Raw genomic sequence first — 16,511 nt, 5'->3', positions numbered from 1 at the left:
TCCTCGGTAAGGGGCCTCAGGGAGTGTCAGGGCATTCGAAGCCGGTGACTTCGAGGCCAAAGCCGGACATGCTGGGCATGCGGCGCGGCGTGGCCAGCACACGCATCTTGCCGACACCCAGATCACGCAGGATCTGCGCGCCGATGCCGAAGATGCGCGGGTCCCACTTGGTGGGTTTGGGCAGGTTTTCCTCGACGCCCAGTGCAGCGAGCATTTCGTCCGAACTCAGCGGGCGGCGCAGCAGGATGATGGCGCCGTGGCCGAAGCGGGCAATGCGCCGCAGCGCATCGTCGACGGTGTAGGTGTGGCGGGTGCCGGCCGGATCGATGAAGTCGAGCTCCGACACCGGCTCGTGCACGCGGATCAGGGTCTCGGTCTCGGGATTGATCTGGCCCAGATACATGGCCAGATGGACTTCGCCCGAAGTGCGGTCGCGGAAGCCGGCCAGGCGGAATTCGCCATGCGCCGTCATCACCGGCTTGTCGGCCACGCGCTCGACCATCTTCTCGACCGCCGAGCGGTAATGGATCAGGTCGCGGATGGCGCCGATCTTCAGGCCGTGTTCCTTGGCAAAGACCAGCAGATCGGGCAGGCGCGCCATGCTGCCGTCTTCGTTCATGATCTCGCAGATCACGCTGGCGGGCTCCAGCCCGGCCAGACCGGCGAGATCACAGCCGGCTTCGGTATGGCCGGCGCGCACCAGCACTCCGCCCGGCTTGGCCATGATCGGGAACACATGGCCCGGCTGCACGATGTCGGCCGGCTTGGCGTACTTGGCGACTGCGGCGGCGACCGTGCGGGCGCGGTCAGCGGCGGAGATGCCGGTGGTGACGCCTTCGGCCGCTTCGATGGAAACGGTGAATGCGGTCGAGAACTGGCTGCGGTTGTCGCGCGCCATGGGATTGAGGCCCAGCTGACGGCAACGCTCTTCGGTCAGCGTCAGACAGATCAGGCCACGCGCGTGGCGTGCCATGAAATTGATGGTCTCGGCCGTCGCGTGTTGTGCGGCGACGACGATGTCTCCCTCGTTTTCGCGATCTTCGTCATCGATGAGGATCACCATGCGCCCGGCACGGATGTCTTCGATGATGTCGCGGATCGGCGAGAGAGTGCTTGCTTCGTTTGTGCTCATGCTTCCTGTACTCGTCTGAACTGCCTGCATCGACCCAGCTGCCGCGTGCGGCGCCCGGGCTGTGACCTTACCGATTGAAAAGCCGGCTTTCGCACCCACTTGAGTGTCGGCACGCGGTCATCCCGCCAACTGACGGGAACGCGGGCGCCACCGATGGCGACAATGCCGGAAAACCTGGGCGGCGGCCAGATGCTTGAAAGAAGGACGGATTTTACGCCAATCCCGCCGCAGGGTCTGCTCATGTAGTCATAAACAGCGCTTACCGCAAACTTGTTGAGCAGATCACAGGTGTAAGATCAGTCGCCCCACGCCGCTCCAGTCTGAGGAGCCGGCAACGAAAGGACAGCAGATGGTTCCACATTTGACGACAGCGCTCACCGGCCCCTTGCTGGAGCTGGAGAGCCGCTTTCTCGACCAATCCACCGCTATCGAGCAGTGGTTCCGCAGCCAGTGGATAGACCATGTTCCGCCGTTTTACGGCTCGGTCGACCTGCGTAACAGCGGCTACAAGCTGGCCCCGGTCGACACCAATCTCTTCCCGGGCGGCTTCAACAACCTCAACCCGGCCTTCATGCCGCTGTGCGTGCAAGCCGCGCAAGTGGCCATCGAGCGCATCTGTCCGGAAGCACGCAGCATCCTGCTGATTCCCGAAAACCACACGCGCAACCAGTTCTACCTGCAGAACGTGGCGCGCCTGGTGACCATCCTCGGCCACACCGGCCTGCGCGTGCGCGTTGGCTCGCTGCTGCCGGAAGTCACCGCGCCGACGCCGATCGAGCTGCCCAATGGCGAAACCCTGCTGCTCGAACCGCTGATCCGCCGCGGCAAGCGCCTCGGCGTCGAAGGCGCCGACCCCTGCGCGATCCTGCTCAACAACGATCTGTCAGCCGGCGTACCCGAGATCCTGCAGGGTCTTGAAGGCCAATGGCTGATCCCGCCGCTGCACGCAGGCTGGGCCACGCGCCGCAAATCGCAGCACTTTGCCGCCTATGACGGCGTGGCCGAAAGCTTTGCCAAGATGCTCGGCATCGATCCCTGGCTGCTCAACCCGTATTTCGGCACCTGTGGCGAAATCAATTTCCACGAACGCACCGGCGAAGAATGCCTGGCCAGCCAGGTCGACTTCCTGCTCACGCGCATCCGCCAGAAATACGCCGAATACGGCGTCGATGAAAAGCCTTTCGTGATCGTCAAGGCCGACGCCGGCACCTACGGCATGGGCGTGATGACGGTGCATGACGCCAGCGAAGTGACCGGCCTCAACCGCAAGCAGCGCAACAAGATGAGTGTCGGCAAGGAAGGCCTGCAGGTCAGCGAAGTGATCATTCAGGAAGGCGTGCATACCTTCGAGACGGTCAATGGCGGCGTTGCCGAACCGGTGGTGTACATGATGGACCACTACGTCGTCGGCGGCTTCTACCGCGTCAACAACGCGCGCGGCCGTGACGAGAACCTCAACGCGCCGGGCATGAGCTTCGAACCGCTGGCCTTCGAAACCTGTTGCACCCTGCCCGATTGCCGTCAGGCGCCGGATGCGCCGCCCAACCGCTTCTACGCCTATGGCGTGGTCGGCCGCCTGGCCTTGCTGGCCGCCGCAGTCGAGATCGAAACCCATGCGCCGGCAACCGAGGTGCTGGCATGAAGATCGCCTTCATCGTCGACCCGCTGGCTGGGCTGAAGGCCTACAAGGACTCCTCGATCGCCATGATGCGTGCCGCCCAGGCGCGCGGCCACAGCGTGTTCACGATCCAGCGCGAAACACTCAGCGCGCGCGACGGCGAAGTCAGCGCACAGGCTGTTGCACTCGAAGTACACAGCGACGACCACGCCTGGTACAGCGAGCGGGGCACGCAGAAGCTGCCGCTGAACAGCTTCGACGCCGTGCTGATGCGCCAGGACCCGCCTTTCGACGCCGAATACGTCGCCGCCACCTGGTTACTTGAACGTGCCGCCGCCAACGGCGCGCGCATCTTCAATAACCCGGCGGCGATCCGCAACCATTCCGAAAAGGTGTCGATTGCCGAATTCCCGCAATTCACGCCGACCACGCTGATTGCCCGCGAAGCGGGCGAACTCAATGCCTTCATCGACGAACTCGGCGATGTGATCCTCAAGCCGCTTGACGGCATGGGCGGCAGCGGCATCTTCCGCGTCCGCCGCGATGAACCGAACCGCAACGCCATCATCGAGATGCTCACCGCGCTGGGCACGCGAACGATCATGGCGCAGCGCTATCTGCCGCAGATCGCCGAGGGCGACAAGCGCGTGCTGCTGATTGGCGGCGAAGTCATGCCCTACTGCCTGGCGCGCATCCCGATGGCCGGCGAGACACGCGGTAACCTCGCCGCCGGCGGACGTGGCGTGGCCATGCCGCTGACAGCACGCGAGCGCGAGATCGCCGAATACCTGGCGCCCGTGCTGTGGTCACGCGGCCTGCTCATCGTCGGGCTCGACATGATCGGTGGCCACCTCACCGAGATCAATGTCACCAGCCCGACCTGCATGGTCGAGATCGCCACCCAAACCGGCTACGACATTGCCGGCAAGGTCATCGATGTACTTTCTGGCACATCATGAGACAAGGCCGCCCCTGGACTTGCTGCGCCGGCATGACACTTCTTAACAATCGGCGCCTGTACCAAAGGGCAATTTTCGGGGCCAGCGTGATCCACTACGCATAATTCCGGCATTGGACGTGCACAACAGCACGCACTGGAGATATGTTTTGGTCATGAGTCTTCCCATGCAGACCCCCAAACCCGAGCCCGATCCGGCAGCTGCCCCCCATCTGCCCAGCCCCGAAGGCCAGCTCACGCCCACGACAAGCTGGCTGCAGCGCCAGGGCCACCGGCTGCTGCTGGGCCTGCTGAGCCTGGCGCTGGTGGTGACCGCCGCCGGCTCGCTGCTGGGACCAACCTTCACCAGCACACTATCGCGCTGGATTCCGGGCACCTGGGTGTACGCCGCCGCCGTGCAGACCCTGCAGCGCATGGACGGCAACGGCTTGCAGCCAAGCCTGCTGACGGTCGATGAACAAAGCGCCATCAATGCCGAATTCGCCGCGCTGCGCCTGCCCGGCAACGAAGTCCTGCCTTATGAGCTGACATTCCGCGACACCCATGCGCTGGGCACCAGCGCCTTCACCCTGGCTGGCGGCATCATTGTCGTCAGCGATGAATTGGTCGCCCGCTCATCGCGCCGCGAGCTGATGTCGCGCCTCTTGCTCGAACTGGGCTACCTGCACAAACAGAATGCCCTGCACGCCGTTGTGGTGCGCAATCCCTTGCGCATCTTGTTTGCCGTCACGGTCAACCAACGGGATTTCGCGGTACAGCTGCTGAGCAGCGTACAACCGATTCTCGAACACGATGCGGACAGCACCTTGCAGGCGCAACAGTTCCGCGACAGCGTGCTCGACGCCAATCCGCAGCTGCGCTGAGCACAGCATCTAGCGGATCGCCACAATCCCCAAGCCTGCGCGCGGGGATTATCATTGCACCATGTTGCCTGCTGCATCCCCTCGTACCCATCTGCGTCACATCGCCCTGTATCTGCTGATCAGCCTGGCGGCCTGCTTGTTGTTGGTGGCTTGTGATCGCAACCCCCTGGTCCGCCAGGAATCCTATGTGTTCGGTACCCGTGTCGAAGTACTCAGCGCTGGCGTGGCCGAACAACAGGCGCAGGACGCGCTGGCAGCCGTGCTGCGCGAGTTCGACCGCATCCACCAGACCTACCACGCCTGGCAGCCCTCACAGCTGACTGCGGTGACGGCCGCCTGCCAGAGCGGCAAGCCGCTGCAAGTGACGGCCGAGATGGCCGGCTTGATCCGCGCCTCGCAGGACTTCGCGCAGCGCAGCAAGCAGCTGTTTGAACCGGCCATCGGCAAGCTGATCGAGCTGTGGGGCTTTCACGCCGACACCTTCACCCCGCGCCTGCCCGCCGACAGCGAGATCAAGGCGCTGCTGGCGGCGCATCCGCAGGTCGCGCAGATCAGCTTCGCAGGTAATACCTTGCAGTGCCACAACCCGGCCATCGCGCTGGATCTGGGCGGCATCGCCAAAGGCTGGGCGCTGGACCAGGCGGCCGCCATCCTGCACGCGCACGGCGTGCACAATGCGCTGATCAACATCGGCGGCAACGTCATGGCGCTGGGCAAGAAGGGCGATCAGCCCTGGCAGGTCGGCATCCAGGATCCGCGCGGCAGCGGCGCCATCGCCAGTTTGTCTTTGTACGACGGCGAAGCCGTCGGCACCTCGGGCGACTACCAGCGCTTTTTCGAACTCGGCGGGCAGCGCTACAGTCACCTCATCGATCCGCGCAGCGGTCGACCTGCAGAAGGGACAGAAGCGGTCACCGTACTGGTCACGCCGCGCGCGCATGCTGGCATGTTGTCCGACGTCACCAGCAAACCGGTGTTTCTCGGCGGAGCAGACGGCTGGCGCGCGATGGCACAACGCATGGATATCCAGCATGTGCTGCGCGTCGATGGCACTGGCCGCATCCAGGTCACCCAGGCAATGCAGGCAAGATTGCGCTGGAGCGAAGGCAGACACGCTGATGAAGTGGTAAATTGAGCGTCATGCGAGACGCTCGCCCACGCGCTTGCCGCAACGACTGTCGGCACGTAGCTGCCAATGCTGCTGCACAGCTTGACCTGCTGCGACAGGCGCGATATTGACGGTGACAGGATTCAAGACTCAGGGGCTGCCTCGAATGACTCGATGCCGCCGGTACTGCCCGGACCAGCCATGCGCTGCTGCCGTGCAGCATGGCCGGGAGACCGATCTTCCCGGGGCCGCCCTCAAGACCATCAGGCAGCAAGTGGTGGCGTAATGCAATCGAAGGCGAATCAGGAGTATTAAATGCCACGCGCAGAAGCGGAGATTTCCAACCGTCTCGGGCTACACGCCCGCCCCTCGGCCAAGCTGACCCAGCTGGCCACCCAGTTCCGCAGTGAGGTCTGGCTGGAGCGCCAGGGTCGCCGCGTCAATGCCAAAAGCATCATGGGCGTGATGATGCTGGCCGCTGCGCAGGGCACGCGCCTGACCATCGAAACTGAAGGTGAAGATGCCGAAGCGGCGCTGCAGGCCATCGTCGAACTGATCGCCAGTCGTTTCGGAGAGCGCGAGTAAACGCCGATGCCCTTTGTCATCCATGGTCTCCCCGTTTCGCAAGGCATCTCCATTGGCCACGCCCACCTGGTGTCGCATGCGCTGCTGGAGGTCAATCATTTCCTGATCGCGCCGCGCCATGTCGAGGCGGAAGTGATCCGTCTGGACGACGCGGCAGCCAAGGTACATTTCGAACTGCGCGCGCTGCGCGAGACATCGACTGCGGCGCAGTCTGAACTGACTGCCTTCGTCGATCTGCACACCTTGCTGCTCGATGATCCGATGCTGGTCGATGCCGCCCGCCGCCTGGTGCGCGAGCGGCGCTGCAATGCCGAGTGGGCGCTGGTGCAGCAGATGGAACAGGTGGTCGAGCAGTTCGAGGCCATTGAAGACGCTTACCTGCGCGAACGCAAGGCTGATGTAGTGCAGGTGGTCGAGCGCCTGCTCAAGGTGCTGCTCGGTCATCCGGGCTCGGTGCCGGGCAAGCAGCAGGATGGTCTGGGCACCATCGTGGTGGCACATGATCTGTCACCGGCGGACACCATCCACTTCAAGAACAACCAGATCGCAGGCTTTGTCACCGATGTCGGCGGCGCCACCTCGCACACCGCGATCGTCGCACGCAGCCTCGGCATTCCTGCCGTGGTCGGCCTGCGCCATGTGCGCCACGTGGTGCGCGAAAACGATATCGTCATCGTCGATGGCGCTCGCGGCGTGGTCATCGTCGATCCCGATGAACGCGTGCTCGAAGAGTACCGCCTGCGCCGCACCGAGCTGGAGCTGGAGCGCTCCAAGCTCAAGCGCCTGCGCAGCACCCGCTCGGCCACCCTGGATGGCGAGATGGTGTCGTTGCAAGCGAACATCGAACTGCCCGGCGATGCCGCCCAGGTACGGGCGGTCGAGGCAGACGGCGTCGGCCTGTTCCGCACCGAATTCCTGTTCATGAATCGCGACGTACTGCCCGGCGAGGAAGAACAGTTCGAGGCCTACCGCGCGGTGGCCAAGGCGATGAATGGCAAGCCGGTGACCATCCGCACACTGGACATCGGTTCGGACAAGCCGCTCAAGTCCGGCGGCCCGCGCATCGAGACCAATCCGGCGCTGGGCCTGCGTGCGATCCGCTACAGCCTGTCCGAGCCGCAGATGTTCCTCACCCAGCTGCGGGCCCTGCTGCGTGCCTCGCACTACGGCAAGGTGCAGATCCTCGTGCCGATGCTGGCCCACGCGCACGAGATCGACGCCACCCTGAGCGCGCTGGCGCTGGCCAAGGCGCAGCTGCGCGCCGAGAAAGTGAAGTTCGACGAGCACATCGCCGTCGGCGGCATGATCGAGATTCCAGCTGCTGCGCTGTCGCTGGGGGTGTTCATCAAGCGCCTGCAGTTCCTGTCGATCGGCACCAATGACCTGATCCAGTACACCCTGGCCATCGACCGCACCGACGAGGCCGTCGCCCACCTCTACAACCCGCTGCACCCTGCGGTGCTGCGCCTGATCGCACAGACCATCGTCACCGGCGCCAAGACGGGCGTGCCGGTGTCGGTATGCGGTGAGATGGCCGGTGATGCGCGCTACACGCGCCTGTTGCTGGGCATGGGGCTGCGCAGCTTCTCGATGCACCCGACGCAGATCCTCGAAGTGAAACAGGAAGTCCTGCGCGCCGACAGCAAGGAACTCACCCCCAAGGTGATGCGCTTGCTGCGCTACGACGAGGCAGACAAGATCAGCGAAGCCGTCGAGCGTCTCTGATCAGAGAAAGCCGGCCTTGCGCGCCGAGGCCACGGCGGTGCGGCTCAGTTCCGCAATCTGCTGGCTGATGTCCTGCGAGCTGACGGTAGACACCTTGCCCGACCAGATCGCCTTGCCGGTCGTGCCACTGCTCAAGGTGTTGTCGCTGGAATACGCCGTGCCCAGCTCACGCACCGGCTCGTAAGGGAAGTCCATGCCCATGCCCCAGCCACGCCGCCAGCGCCCGGTCTCCATGCCCATCGTGAACATCGGCGAAGACTGCGTGAGGATGCTGCGCGAGAAAATCACGGCATGGAAAATCGCCTGCGCGCCCAGGCTTTTGGCGGCGGCGAGATTGCGCTCGGCGGGGTTCGGGCTGATCACCGCCGTGGCATCGCTGCTCAGCGGTTCGAGGCCCGCCGCACGCAGCTGCAGCGCCAGCTGATCCTCGCAGATGCGCCGCACGGTCGGTTCGGCCGCATCGCAGACGACCAGCACCTTGCTGCCCGCGAACGAAGTCCCGGCCGCCTGGCCATCGACCCATTGCGCATCAAGCTGGCTCAGCGCGCAGCCGCTCAAAGCCAGCCAGGTCGTGCTCAGGACAAGAAAGCGTGGAACAACAGCAGTACGGATCAGTGACATGAAACTCTCCAGCGCAACAGCAGCATAAGCATCAGGCGAAGTATTGCGCCTGCTGGCGCGCATCGCAATCAGCGCGATGTTGCAAATTGTTCTGACGCAGGCATGCGGCCCAGTTTGACGTAAGCTTGCGCCTGCCCTGATTACTGCTCATCACGATGTCACGCCCCACCTTTCAGCTGCTTTGCTCACATCCCGCCCACCTGCTGTCGCTGGGCTTTGGCAGCGGCCTCTCGCCCAAGGCCCCCGGCACGGTGGGCAGCGTGCTGGCCTGGCTGCTCTACCCGCTGCTGGTGCTGATGGTGCCGCCGGCCTGGTTCGGCCTGTTCCTGCTGGCCTGTTTTGCACTCGGCTGCGTCGCGGTGAGTCACACCGGCAAAGCGCTGGGCGTGGTCGATCACGGCGGCATCGTGTGGGATGAATTCGTCGCCCTGTGGCTGGTGCAGTGGCTGGTGCCCGCCAGCTGGCCCTGGCAGCTGGCCGCCCTGATCAGCTTCCGCTTCTTCGACATCCTCAAGCCCTGGCCGATCCGCGTTGCCGATGCGCGCCTGAAAAACGGCTTCGGCGTGATGTTCGACGATCTGCTGGCGGCAGGCTACAGCCTGCTGGTCCTGCTCATCGCCGCACAGGTGCTCGCCTGATGGAAGCGCAGCTGATCCAGCTCGCTGAACAATGCGGCTTGTGGCTGCAGGCGCGCGGCCTGCGCCTGGCGACCGCCGAATCCTGCACCGGCGGCCTGATCGCCGCCGCCATCACCGAGATCGCCGGCAGCAGCGCATGGTTTGAACGCGGCTTCGTGACCTATTCCAATGAAGCAAAGATGGAGCTGCTCGGCGTGCAGGCAAGCACCCTGGCGCAGCATGGCGCGGTCAGCGAAGCGACGGTACGCGAGATGGCGCTCGGTGCGCTGGCCCACAGCCATGCCGATATTGCCGTCGCCGTCTCGGGCATTGCCGGTCCCGGCGGCGGCACTGCCGACAAGCCGGTCGGTACCGTGTGTCTGGCCTGGGCCTGGCCTGGTGAACACGTGCATAGCGAGCGACACCTGTTCGCCGGTGATCGTGCAGCGGTACGCCTGCAAACCAGTCTGCATGCCTTGCAGGAAATCATCGGCCTGAAAATCTGATTGGCCGTACTGGAGCAGTTGCTGGCCTGGCGTGCCAGATAGGTCGAAGCAGCGGGCACTGAGAAGTCACGAAAAATCGAGATTCGTCCTCACGCTTGACACACATATCGAAATGTTTGATTATTTCGACATGAACCGTGATTACTCCCGTGCAATCCCCGCCCAGTGGCAACACATGGCCCGCGTTTTCGAAGCCCTGGGCGACGAACATCGCCAGCGCCTGGTGCTGAGTTTCGAGCCGGGCGAGAGGCTCAATGTTGGCCAGCTGGTCGAGGTGTCGACGCTGAGCCGCTCGACGGTCTCGCATCACCTCAAGATCCTGCGCGAGGCCGGTGTGCTCGGTTCGGAGAAAGTCGGCAAGGAAGTCTTCTTCTGGATCAACAAGGCTTTTCTGCAAGAGGTTTTCGGGGATGTCTGCGACTACCTGGAAAACGCCCTGTAAATTTTTTTGCCTCAATATATCGAAATGCTTAAACATATCGACTTAAAAGACACTGCATCCCCGGGCTTGATGCTGGAGATTGGCGATGTGGTCTTCACGCGCATTCCCGCCGCGCTGTTCTGCAAGGTGGCCGACACCACGCAAAGCTGGACCAATCACGTAGGCGTGGTCGTCGGCCAGCGCGATGGCGAATGGCTGGTGGCTGAGAGCTGCGTGCCGCGTGCGCGATTGCGCAGCTTCAGCGCCTTTGTGGCGCGCTCCGAAAACGGCCGCTACGTCGTGCGACGCCTGCCGCAGGGTTTGGATGCCGCGCAGCAGGCGCGCTTGCAGGTGGCGGTGGCCGAACGCCTGGGCAGCTTCTATCACACCGGATTTGCGCTGCGTGCCCGCCGCCAGTTCTGCTCCAAGTTCGTCCGCGAGGTGCTGTTCGAGGCCTGCGGCGTGGAAATCGGCCGCATCGAGACCTTTGCCGAATTGCTCGGCAGCAATCCCCAGGCGCCGCTGGGCTTCTGGCGCCTGTGGTTCTTCGGGCGCATTCCCTGGCAGCGCGAGACGATCACCCCGGCCAGCCAGCTGCGCTGCCCGCAGCTCAAGACCGTGCTGGGCTGAAGACCATGGCGCGCCAGGAAAAAGGGCCGCACACGGCGGCCCTCGGCTCAGTACGACACGACTCAGTTCGGCGAGGCGCCCGGACCGCTGTTGTTGTACTCGGCGAGGAAGTACTCGACCGGCTGCGGCTTGCTGTAGCCCAGCGCGGCGGGATTCTTGCCAGCCGCCTGCAGATTGTCGAAGAACACGTCGGAGCTGTAGGTCGCCTTGCGGAACGAAGTCTTGGCCGGATCGCCTTCCCAGTCCGCCCAGCCGCGCTTGTTGATGTGCGCGCCCAGACGCGAGTTCATCACGATGGTCTTGCCAACGGTTTCGATGTTCTCCTTGCGGATCACCGTGGCCGTCACTGCGGCGCTATTGCTCGCATCGATGCTGCACTTGTCGCGATCATTGCCGTAGGGGCTGCAGCGCTGACCTTCGAACCACTGGCGCGCCAGATAGGTGTCGCCGGTCGCCGCAACGCCCTTGCCGTCGCTGGTGAAGTTGCAGTCATCGAAGACGATGCCGTAAGGCGTGCCGATATTGGTGCTCGGCGCGGTGGCAAAGACCGACGCGCTGCGTACGCCCAGCGACTTGATCTCGGTCTTGCGGAAGTAGCCGGTGGCACGACCGAAGATGAAGTCCACATCGCCCTCGACATAGGAGTTGTTGTAGAACGAGCGATTGGTCTTGCCGACGCCGCTGGACTTGAAGTACAGCGTGTCCTGGTAGCTCTGGAAGCGACCGTTCTCGACGTAGACCTTGTCAGCCGCGTCGATCAGGAAAGCCACCGCCTGGTGGTTGCCGGTGGGGCACTGGCCCAGCGCGTTGAGCGCTTCCTTGCAAGCGCCGCGATTGGCGTTGTAGGTGTTGTGGAAGGTGATGTTCTTGGCCTGGAAGCCATCGTTCTTGATCCACACCATCGCCGAACCGCTGGTGCCGATGCCGCTCTTGCCGCGATCGAGCTGCACCTTGGCCATCGCCTGGATGCTGGCATCGACATCCTTGAACTGCGGGCCGAACTTGGCGGCGTATTCGTCACCGGGCATGCCGGCGTCGATGTTCACGGCGATGCGCGTTTTGGTCGCGTCGGCATCGGTGCCGTAGAGCGTGATCGGCGCGCCCAGCGCCGGCACGTAGACCAGCTCGCTGTAGGTGCCCGGCGCGATGCTGATGTAAATACGCTGGCTGCGTGCGCCGGCCGTAGCATCGAGCACCGCCTTGTTCACCGCTGCCTGGATGCTGTTGAAGCGCTTGACGCCGTCGGCTGCACTATTCTTGTCGACCACGTAGTCCGCCGTCACCGTAGCCTTGCCCGCCATGAAGGCATCGGCCAGCGGGTCCCAGGGATCATTCTTCAGGGCGCCGACGGCCCCCGTCACCTTGAGCACTTCGGCATAGCTGTAGCGTGCCGCCTGGGCATCACTCAGCTGCGGGCGATGGGGCAGCGAGGGAACGCGGCTGCTCGCCGCGGGCGGCGTCGAACACGCCAGCAATACCGGGCTCAACAGCGCAGCCACGGCCAGCGTGCGACACGCGGCAATGGAATTCTTCAAGTCACGCATGGAATCTCCTCCTTGTTTGATGTCGCGCCACTGATGTTTTCGGTAACAGGCACGGGGAGCGATTCTACGCGCCCACCATGAGGGCGCAAGCACCTTGCGCAAGCCCAGGCGGGCGAGATTACTGCGCAGCGAAACATAAAGCAGGATCATCCAGAATTCCTCCACCCGGAGCCCAAACATGCCGAAGTTTTTGCGTCTGAGTCTGAAATTCGTTCTGCGTCAGCTGACCGGTCTGCTGTTCCGTGTGCAGCTGCGTGGCGATGCGGATCTGCAAGCCGAGCGCCTGCTCATCATTGCCAATCACGAGTCCTTCCTTGATGGCCTGCTGCTGGGCCTGTGGCTGCCACAGAACCCGGTGTTCATCGTGCACACCGGTGTGGTGCGCAACCCGTTTTTCCGCCTGGTGCTGCTGCTCTGCGACTACCTCACCGTCGACCCCAGCAGCCCGCTGGCGATGAAGAAAGTCATCCGCCTGCTCGAAGCCGGCCGCCCGGTGGTGATCTTCCCCGAGGGGCGCATCACCCAGACCGGCAGCCTGATGAAGACCTATGACGGCCCCGCCTTCGTCGCCGCCAAGACCGGCGCCACGGTGCTGCCGATCCGCATCGATGGCGCGGCGCGCAGCTTTTTCTCGCGCATGTCCGGCCACTTTCCGCGCCGCCTGCTGCCGCAGATCTCGCTGAGCGTCTGCACACCCACGCGGATCGAGATGCCGGCCACGGGTACCGCACGCGAACGCCGCCGCCGTGCCGGCGAAGCCATGCGCCGCGTGATGCAGAACATGATCTTCGCCAGCCGCCCGCAGCAAACCCTGTTTGCTGCGCTGCTCTCAAGCATCGCCGTACATGGCCGCAAATCTCGCGTCGTCGAGGACATCAAGCAGGTCGAATACAGCTACGGCGATCTGCTCAAGATGGCGCTCGCGCTGGCGCGCCTGGTCACGCGCTTCACCGCGCCCGAGGAACGCGTCGGCGTCCTGCTGCCCAATCTCGCGCCCACCCTGGCCCTGATCTTCGGCCTCAATGGTCTGCGCCGCGTGCCGGCGATGCTCAATTACACGGCCGGTGTCGAGGGCATGCAGGCGGCCTGCACGGCGGCGACGATCCGCCACATCGTCAGCTCGCGCGCCTTCATCACGCAAGCCAAGCTTGGCGACAAGCTCGCCGCGCTGCAGGGCGTGCAGATTCACTACCTTGAAGATCTGCGCGCTGCGATGAGCATCACCGACAAGCTGTGGCTGATGCTGTGGGCGCTGCCCTTCCCGCGCCTGGCCACCCAGAAAGCCTCGCCCGAAGACACCGCCATCGTGCTGTTCACCTCAGGCTCTGAAGGCAAGCCCAAGGGCGTCGTGCTGTCGAACCGCGCGCTGCTTGCCAATGTGGCGCAGATCCGCGCGGTGATCGACTTCTCGGTCGAGGACAAGATCCTCAATGCGCTACCGCTGTTCCACTCCTTCGGCCTCAACGCCGGCGGCCTGCTGCCCCTGCTCAGCGGCGCCAAGGTCTTCCTGTATCCCTCACCGCTGCATTACCGCATCATCCCGGAGCTGGCCTACGACCGCGCCTGCACCGTACTGCTGGGCACCAGCACCTTCCTCGGCAACTACGCCAAACACGCGCATCCCTACGACTTCTATCGCCTGCGCTACGTCGTCGCCGGCGCCGAGAAGCTGGCGGAATCCGTGCGTGCCAGCTGGTTCGAGAAATTCGGCGTGCGCATCTTCGAAGGCTATGGCGCCACCGAAACCGCGCCGGTGCTGTCGGTCAACACGCCGATGGCCTACCGCAGCGGCACCGTCGGCCAGCTGCTGCCGGGCATCGAGGCGCAGCTGCTGCCGGTCGCCGGCATCAGCCAGGGCGGCGTGTTGCATGTGCGCGGGCCGAATGTGATGTCCGGCTACTTGAAGGCCGAACGCCCCGGCGTGCTCGAAGCGGCCGCCTCGGAATTGGGCGCCGGCTGGTACAACACCGGCGACGTGGTGGAGATCGACGACGAGGGCTTCCTGCGCATCGTCGGTCGCGTCAAACGCTTCGCCAAGATTGCAGGTGAAATGATTTCCCTGGAAGCTGTCGAAAAACTCGCCACCCAAGCCTCACCCAGCTTCGCGCATGCCTGCAGCGCGGTTGCAGACGAAGCCAAGGGCGAAGCGCTGGTGCTGTTCACGACCGACAAGACTTTGCACCGTGAGGCTTTGCTGAACACCGCCAAGACAGGCGGCTGGCCTGAGCTGGCCGTGCCGCGCAGGATCGTCGTAGTGGAAGCGCTGCCACTGCTGGGGACGGGGAAGACGGATTATGTGACGCTGAAAAAGTGGACGGAGGGAGTATGAAACGCCTCACCTCTCCCGGCGCTGGCGCGCCACCCTCTCCTCAAGGAGAGGGAACTGCTACGAGCATGCGCGATAAAGCGCGTGAGCTTCGTTCGACAGAAACAGAAGCCGAGAATCGGCTCTGGTATTACCTGCGTGCTGGTCGTTTCATGGGATTGAAGTTCAAACGGCAAGAACCCATCGGGCACTACATTGCGGACTTCCTGTGTCCGGAACATAAACTCATCGTCGAGCTAGATGGCAGTCAGCATCTCAATGAAGTGAATTACGATGCACAACGCAGCTTCTGGTTGAACCAACAAGGATTTACCGTGCTGCGCTTCTGGAATGACGACGTTTTTCTCCGCACGCAACAAGTGCTCGAACAGATCCACCTCGCAACGAGGTCTGCAGTTCCCTCCCCCCAGGGGGAGGGTGGTCCGTCAGGACCGGGAGAGGGGAAATCTCTCGCACACGTACACACCCTTGCAACGCGCCCGAGAAAACCATGAACAACTCAACCCCCAACGCCCAGCAATCCAGCCCCAGCCTCCTCAGCGCCCGCCGTTTCGGCCCGCTGTTCCTCACCCAGTTCCTCGGTGCCTTCAACGACAATATCTTCAAGAACGCGCTGGTGCTGCTGCTGGCTTTTCAGAGCGGCAGCGTGCTGGGGCTGGATCCGGCCATCGTCGTGCAGCTGGCGGCGGGGCTGTTCATCCTGCCCTTCTTCCTGTTCTCAGCGATGGCCGGGCAGATTGCCGACAAGTACGACAAGGCGCGCGTGGTGCGCATCGTCAAGGCGGTGGAGATCTTCATTGCCGCGCTGGCCGCCCTCGGCTTTGCCACCGCCCATGCCGAGCTGCTGCTTGCCGCGCTGTTCCTGATGGGCCTGCACTCGACCTTTTTCGGCCCGCTCAAATACGCCATCCTGCCGCAGCATCTGCATGAGGATGAGCTGGTCGCCGGCAATGCCTGGGTGGAGAGCGGCACCTTCGTGGCAATCCTGCTCGGCTCGGTGCTGGCCGGCTTGCTGATGGCGATCAAGCCGCAGGGCGCAGCACTGGCCGGTGCCTGCTGCGTGCTGGTTGCCCTCGCCGGCTACGGCATCAGCCGCGCCATTCCTGATGCGCCAGCGGCCGCGCCTAATTTGCGGATCAATCTCAATCCCTTCAGCGAGACCCTGCGTAATATCGGTCTGGCGCGCGGCGACCGCACGGTGTTCAACGCCCTGCTGGGCATCTCCTGGTTCTGGTTCTACGGCGCGATCTTCCTCTCGCAGTTCGCGCCCTATGTCAAAGTCGTGCTGGGCGGCAACGAGCTGCTGGTCACCGCCCTGCTGTCGAGCTTCATCGTCGGCATCGCCGTCGGCTCCTTCCTCTGCGAGCGCCTGTCGGGCAAGCATGTCGAGCTGGGTCTGGTGCCGCTGGGCGCCATCGGCCTGAGCCTGTTCGGCATCGATGTGTGGTGGGTCAGTCCGGCCACGCCGCCGCAATTCGTCAGCGTCGCAGCCTTCTTCGCCGACTCTGCCCACTGGCGCGGCCTCTTCGATCTGGTGATGATCGGCGTCTCCGGCGGCTTGTACACGGTGCCGCTCTATGCGCTGATCCAGTCGCGCGCCAAACCTGCCGAGCGCTCGCGCATCATCGCCGCCAACAACATCCTCAATGCCGCATTCCTGGTCGTCTCGGCGCTCTTCGCGGGCGTCGCGATGGCCGCTGGCGCCAGCATTCCGCAGGTGTTCCTGATCACCGCGCTGATCAACATCGTGTTCCTGCTCTACCTCTGCAAACAGGTGCCAGAGTTTGCCGAGCGTTTGCGCGCCTGGGTGCTGCGGCGTCCCTCAGGCAAAACCGGACCTTGAACATGCGGACTCAT

Annotated in this window: 16 protein-coding genes; 13 read left to right on the top strand and 3 right to left on the bottom strand. The window is 63.8% G+C overall.

Annotated elements, in window-relative coordinates:
• Positions 1 to 16: 16 nt before the first annotated feature.
• A complete protein-coding gene (gene ribBA, locus ABDB84_RS09710; RefSeq protein WP_345919523.1) occupies positions 17 to 1,132 on the bottom strand; it encodes a bifunctional 3,4-dihydroxy-2-butanone-4-phosphate synthase/GTP cyclohydrolase II in 1,116 nt (371 codons plus the stop codon).
• Positions 1,133 to 1,481: 349 nt separating this feature from the next.
• Between ribBA and gshA the strand changes: the two genes are divergently transcribed.
• The 6 genes from gshA to ptsP all read left to right on the top strand — a co-directional run bounded on the left by gshA (position 1,482) and on the right by ptsP (position 7,989).
• Positions 1,482 to 2,774 carry a glutamate--cysteine ligase gene (gshA, locus tag ABDB84_RS09705; protein ID WP_345919522.1) on the top strand — a complete coding sequence of 431 codons (1,293 nt, stop codon included), beginning with the start codon at positions 1,482 to 1,484 and terminating at the stop codon, positions 2,772 to 2,774.
• Complete coding sequence (gene gshB / locus ABDB84_RS09700; protein ID WP_345919521.1) at positions 2,771 to 3,709, top strand: glutathione synthase; 939 nt, start codon at positions 2,771 to 2,773, stop codon at positions 3,707 to 3,709. The genes gshA and gshB overlap by 4 nt, the downstream gene beginning before the upstream one ends.
• A 166-nt stretch (positions 3,710 to 3,875) precedes the next feature.
• Positions 3,876 to 4,571: a hypothetical protein gene (locus tag ABDB84_RS09695; protein WP_345919520.1), complete on the top strand. Its 696-nt coding sequence runs from the start codon at positions 3,876 to 3,878 to the stop codon at positions 4,569 to 4,571.
• 61 nt (positions 4,572 to 4,632) lie between these two features.
• Positions 4,633 to 5,706 carry an FAD:protein FMN transferase gene (locus tag ABDB84_RS09690; protein WP_345919519.1) on the top strand — a complete coding sequence of 358 codons (1,074 nt, stop codon included), beginning with the start codon at positions 4,633 to 4,635 and terminating at the stop codon, positions 5,704 to 5,706.
• Between the two features lie 288 nt (positions 5,707 to 5,994).
• Entirely contained in the window at positions 5,995 to 6,264 is a 270-nt protein-coding gene (locus ABDB84_RS09685; protein WP_345919518.1) for an HPr family phosphocarrier protein, read from the top strand.
• A 6-nt stretch (positions 6,265 to 6,270) separates the two neighbouring features.
• Positions 6,271 to 7,989: a phosphoenolpyruvate--protein phosphotransferase gene (gene ptsP, locus ABDB84_RS09680; RefSeq protein WP_345919517.1), complete on the top strand. Its 1,719-nt coding sequence runs from the start codon at positions 6,271 to 6,273 to the stop codon at positions 7,987 to 7,989.
• Here ptsP and ABDB84_RS09675 read toward each other — a convergent pair whose 3' ends face one another.
• Positions 7,990 to 8,610, bottom strand: a complete 621-nt coding sequence (locus tag ABDB84_RS09675; protein ID WP_345919516.1) for a hypothetical protein — start codon at positions 8,608 to 8,610, stop codon at positions 7,990 to 7,992.
• Positions 8,611 to 8,765: 155 nt separating this feature from the next.
• Here ABDB84_RS09675 and ABDB84_RS09670 point away from each other — a divergent pair, with 155 nt between their 5' ends.
• From ABDB84_RS09670 to ABDB84_RS09655, 4 genes are all read left to right on the top strand, one after another.
• On the top strand, positions 8,766 to 9,248 hold the full coding sequence (locus tag ABDB84_RS09670) for a phosphatidylglycerophosphatase A family protein (protein WP_345919515.1): 483 nt from the start codon (positions 8,766 to 8,768) through the stop codon (positions 9,246 to 9,248).
• Positions 9,245 to 9,733, top strand: a complete 489-nt coding sequence (gene pncC / locus ABDB84_RS09665; RefSeq protein ID WP_428715086.1) for a nicotinamide-nucleotide amidase — start codon at positions 9,245 to 9,247, stop codon at positions 9,731 to 9,733. Before ABDB84_RS09670 ends, pncC begins: the two co-directional genes overlap by 4 nt.
• Positions 9,734 to 9,845: 112 nt before the next feature.
• A complete protein-coding gene (locus tag ABDB84_RS09660; protein ID WP_345919513.1) occupies positions 9,846 to 10,175 on the top strand; it encodes an ArsR/SmtB family transcription factor in 330 nt (109 codons plus the stop codon).
• Between the two features lie 69 nt (positions 10,176 to 10,244).
• A complete protein-coding gene (locus ABDB84_RS09655) occupies positions 10,245 to 10,784 on the top strand; it encodes a YebB family permuted papain-like enzyme (RefSeq protein WP_345919672.1) in 540 nt (179 codons plus the stop codon).
• 62 nt (positions 10,785 to 10,846) lie between these two features.
• Here the strand turns inward: ABDB84_RS09655 and ABDB84_RS09650 are convergent, their stop codons facing one another.
• The gene (locus ABDB84_RS09650; RefSeq protein WP_345919512.1) at positions 10,847 to 12,328 is read right to left on the bottom strand and encodes a pectinesterase family protein; all 1,482 of its coding nucleotides are present in this window, start codon (positions 12,326 to 12,328) and stop codon (positions 10,847 to 10,849) included.
• Between the two features lie 178 nt (positions 12,329 to 12,506).
• On the opposite strand from ABDB84_RS09650, the gene aas reads away from it, so the two are divergent.
• Genes aas through ABDB84_RS09635 form a run of 3 tightly spaced genes read left to right on the top strand, consistent with a single transcriptional unit; the run spans position 12,507 to position 16,497 of the window.
• Positions 12,507 to 14,657: a bifunctional acyl-ACP--phospholipid O-acyltransferase/long-chain-fatty-acid--ACP ligase gene (gene aas, locus ABDB84_RS09645; RefSeq protein WP_345919511.1), complete on the top strand. Its 2,151-nt coding sequence runs from the start codon at positions 12,507 to 12,509 to the stop codon at positions 14,655 to 14,657.
• Positions 14,654 to 15,148, top strand: coding sequence for an endonuclease domain-containing protein (locus ABDB84_RS09640; protein ID WP_345919510.1), 495 nt, complete (start codon positions 14,654 to 14,656; stop codon positions 15,146 to 15,148). The genes aas and ABDB84_RS09640 overlap by 4 nt, the downstream gene beginning before the upstream one ends.
• Positions 15,145 to 16,497 carry an MFS transporter gene (locus ABDB84_RS09635; protein WP_345919509.1) on the top strand — a complete coding sequence of 451 codons (1,353 nt, stop codon included), beginning with the start codon at positions 15,145 to 15,147 and terminating at the stop codon, positions 16,495 to 16,497. The genes ABDB84_RS09640 and ABDB84_RS09635 overlap by 4 nt, the downstream gene beginning before the upstream one ends.
• The last annotated feature ends 14 nt before the right edge of the window (positions 16,498 to 16,511 follow it).

Origin of the sequence: Uliginosibacterium sediminicola (genome assembly GCF_039631295.1) — a bacterium.
GTDB lineage: Bacteria > Pseudomonadota > Gammaproteobacteria > Burkholderiales > Rhodocyclaceae > Viridibacterium > Viridibacterium sediminicola.
This window is presented reverse-complemented; position numbering and strand designations above follow the sequence as displayed.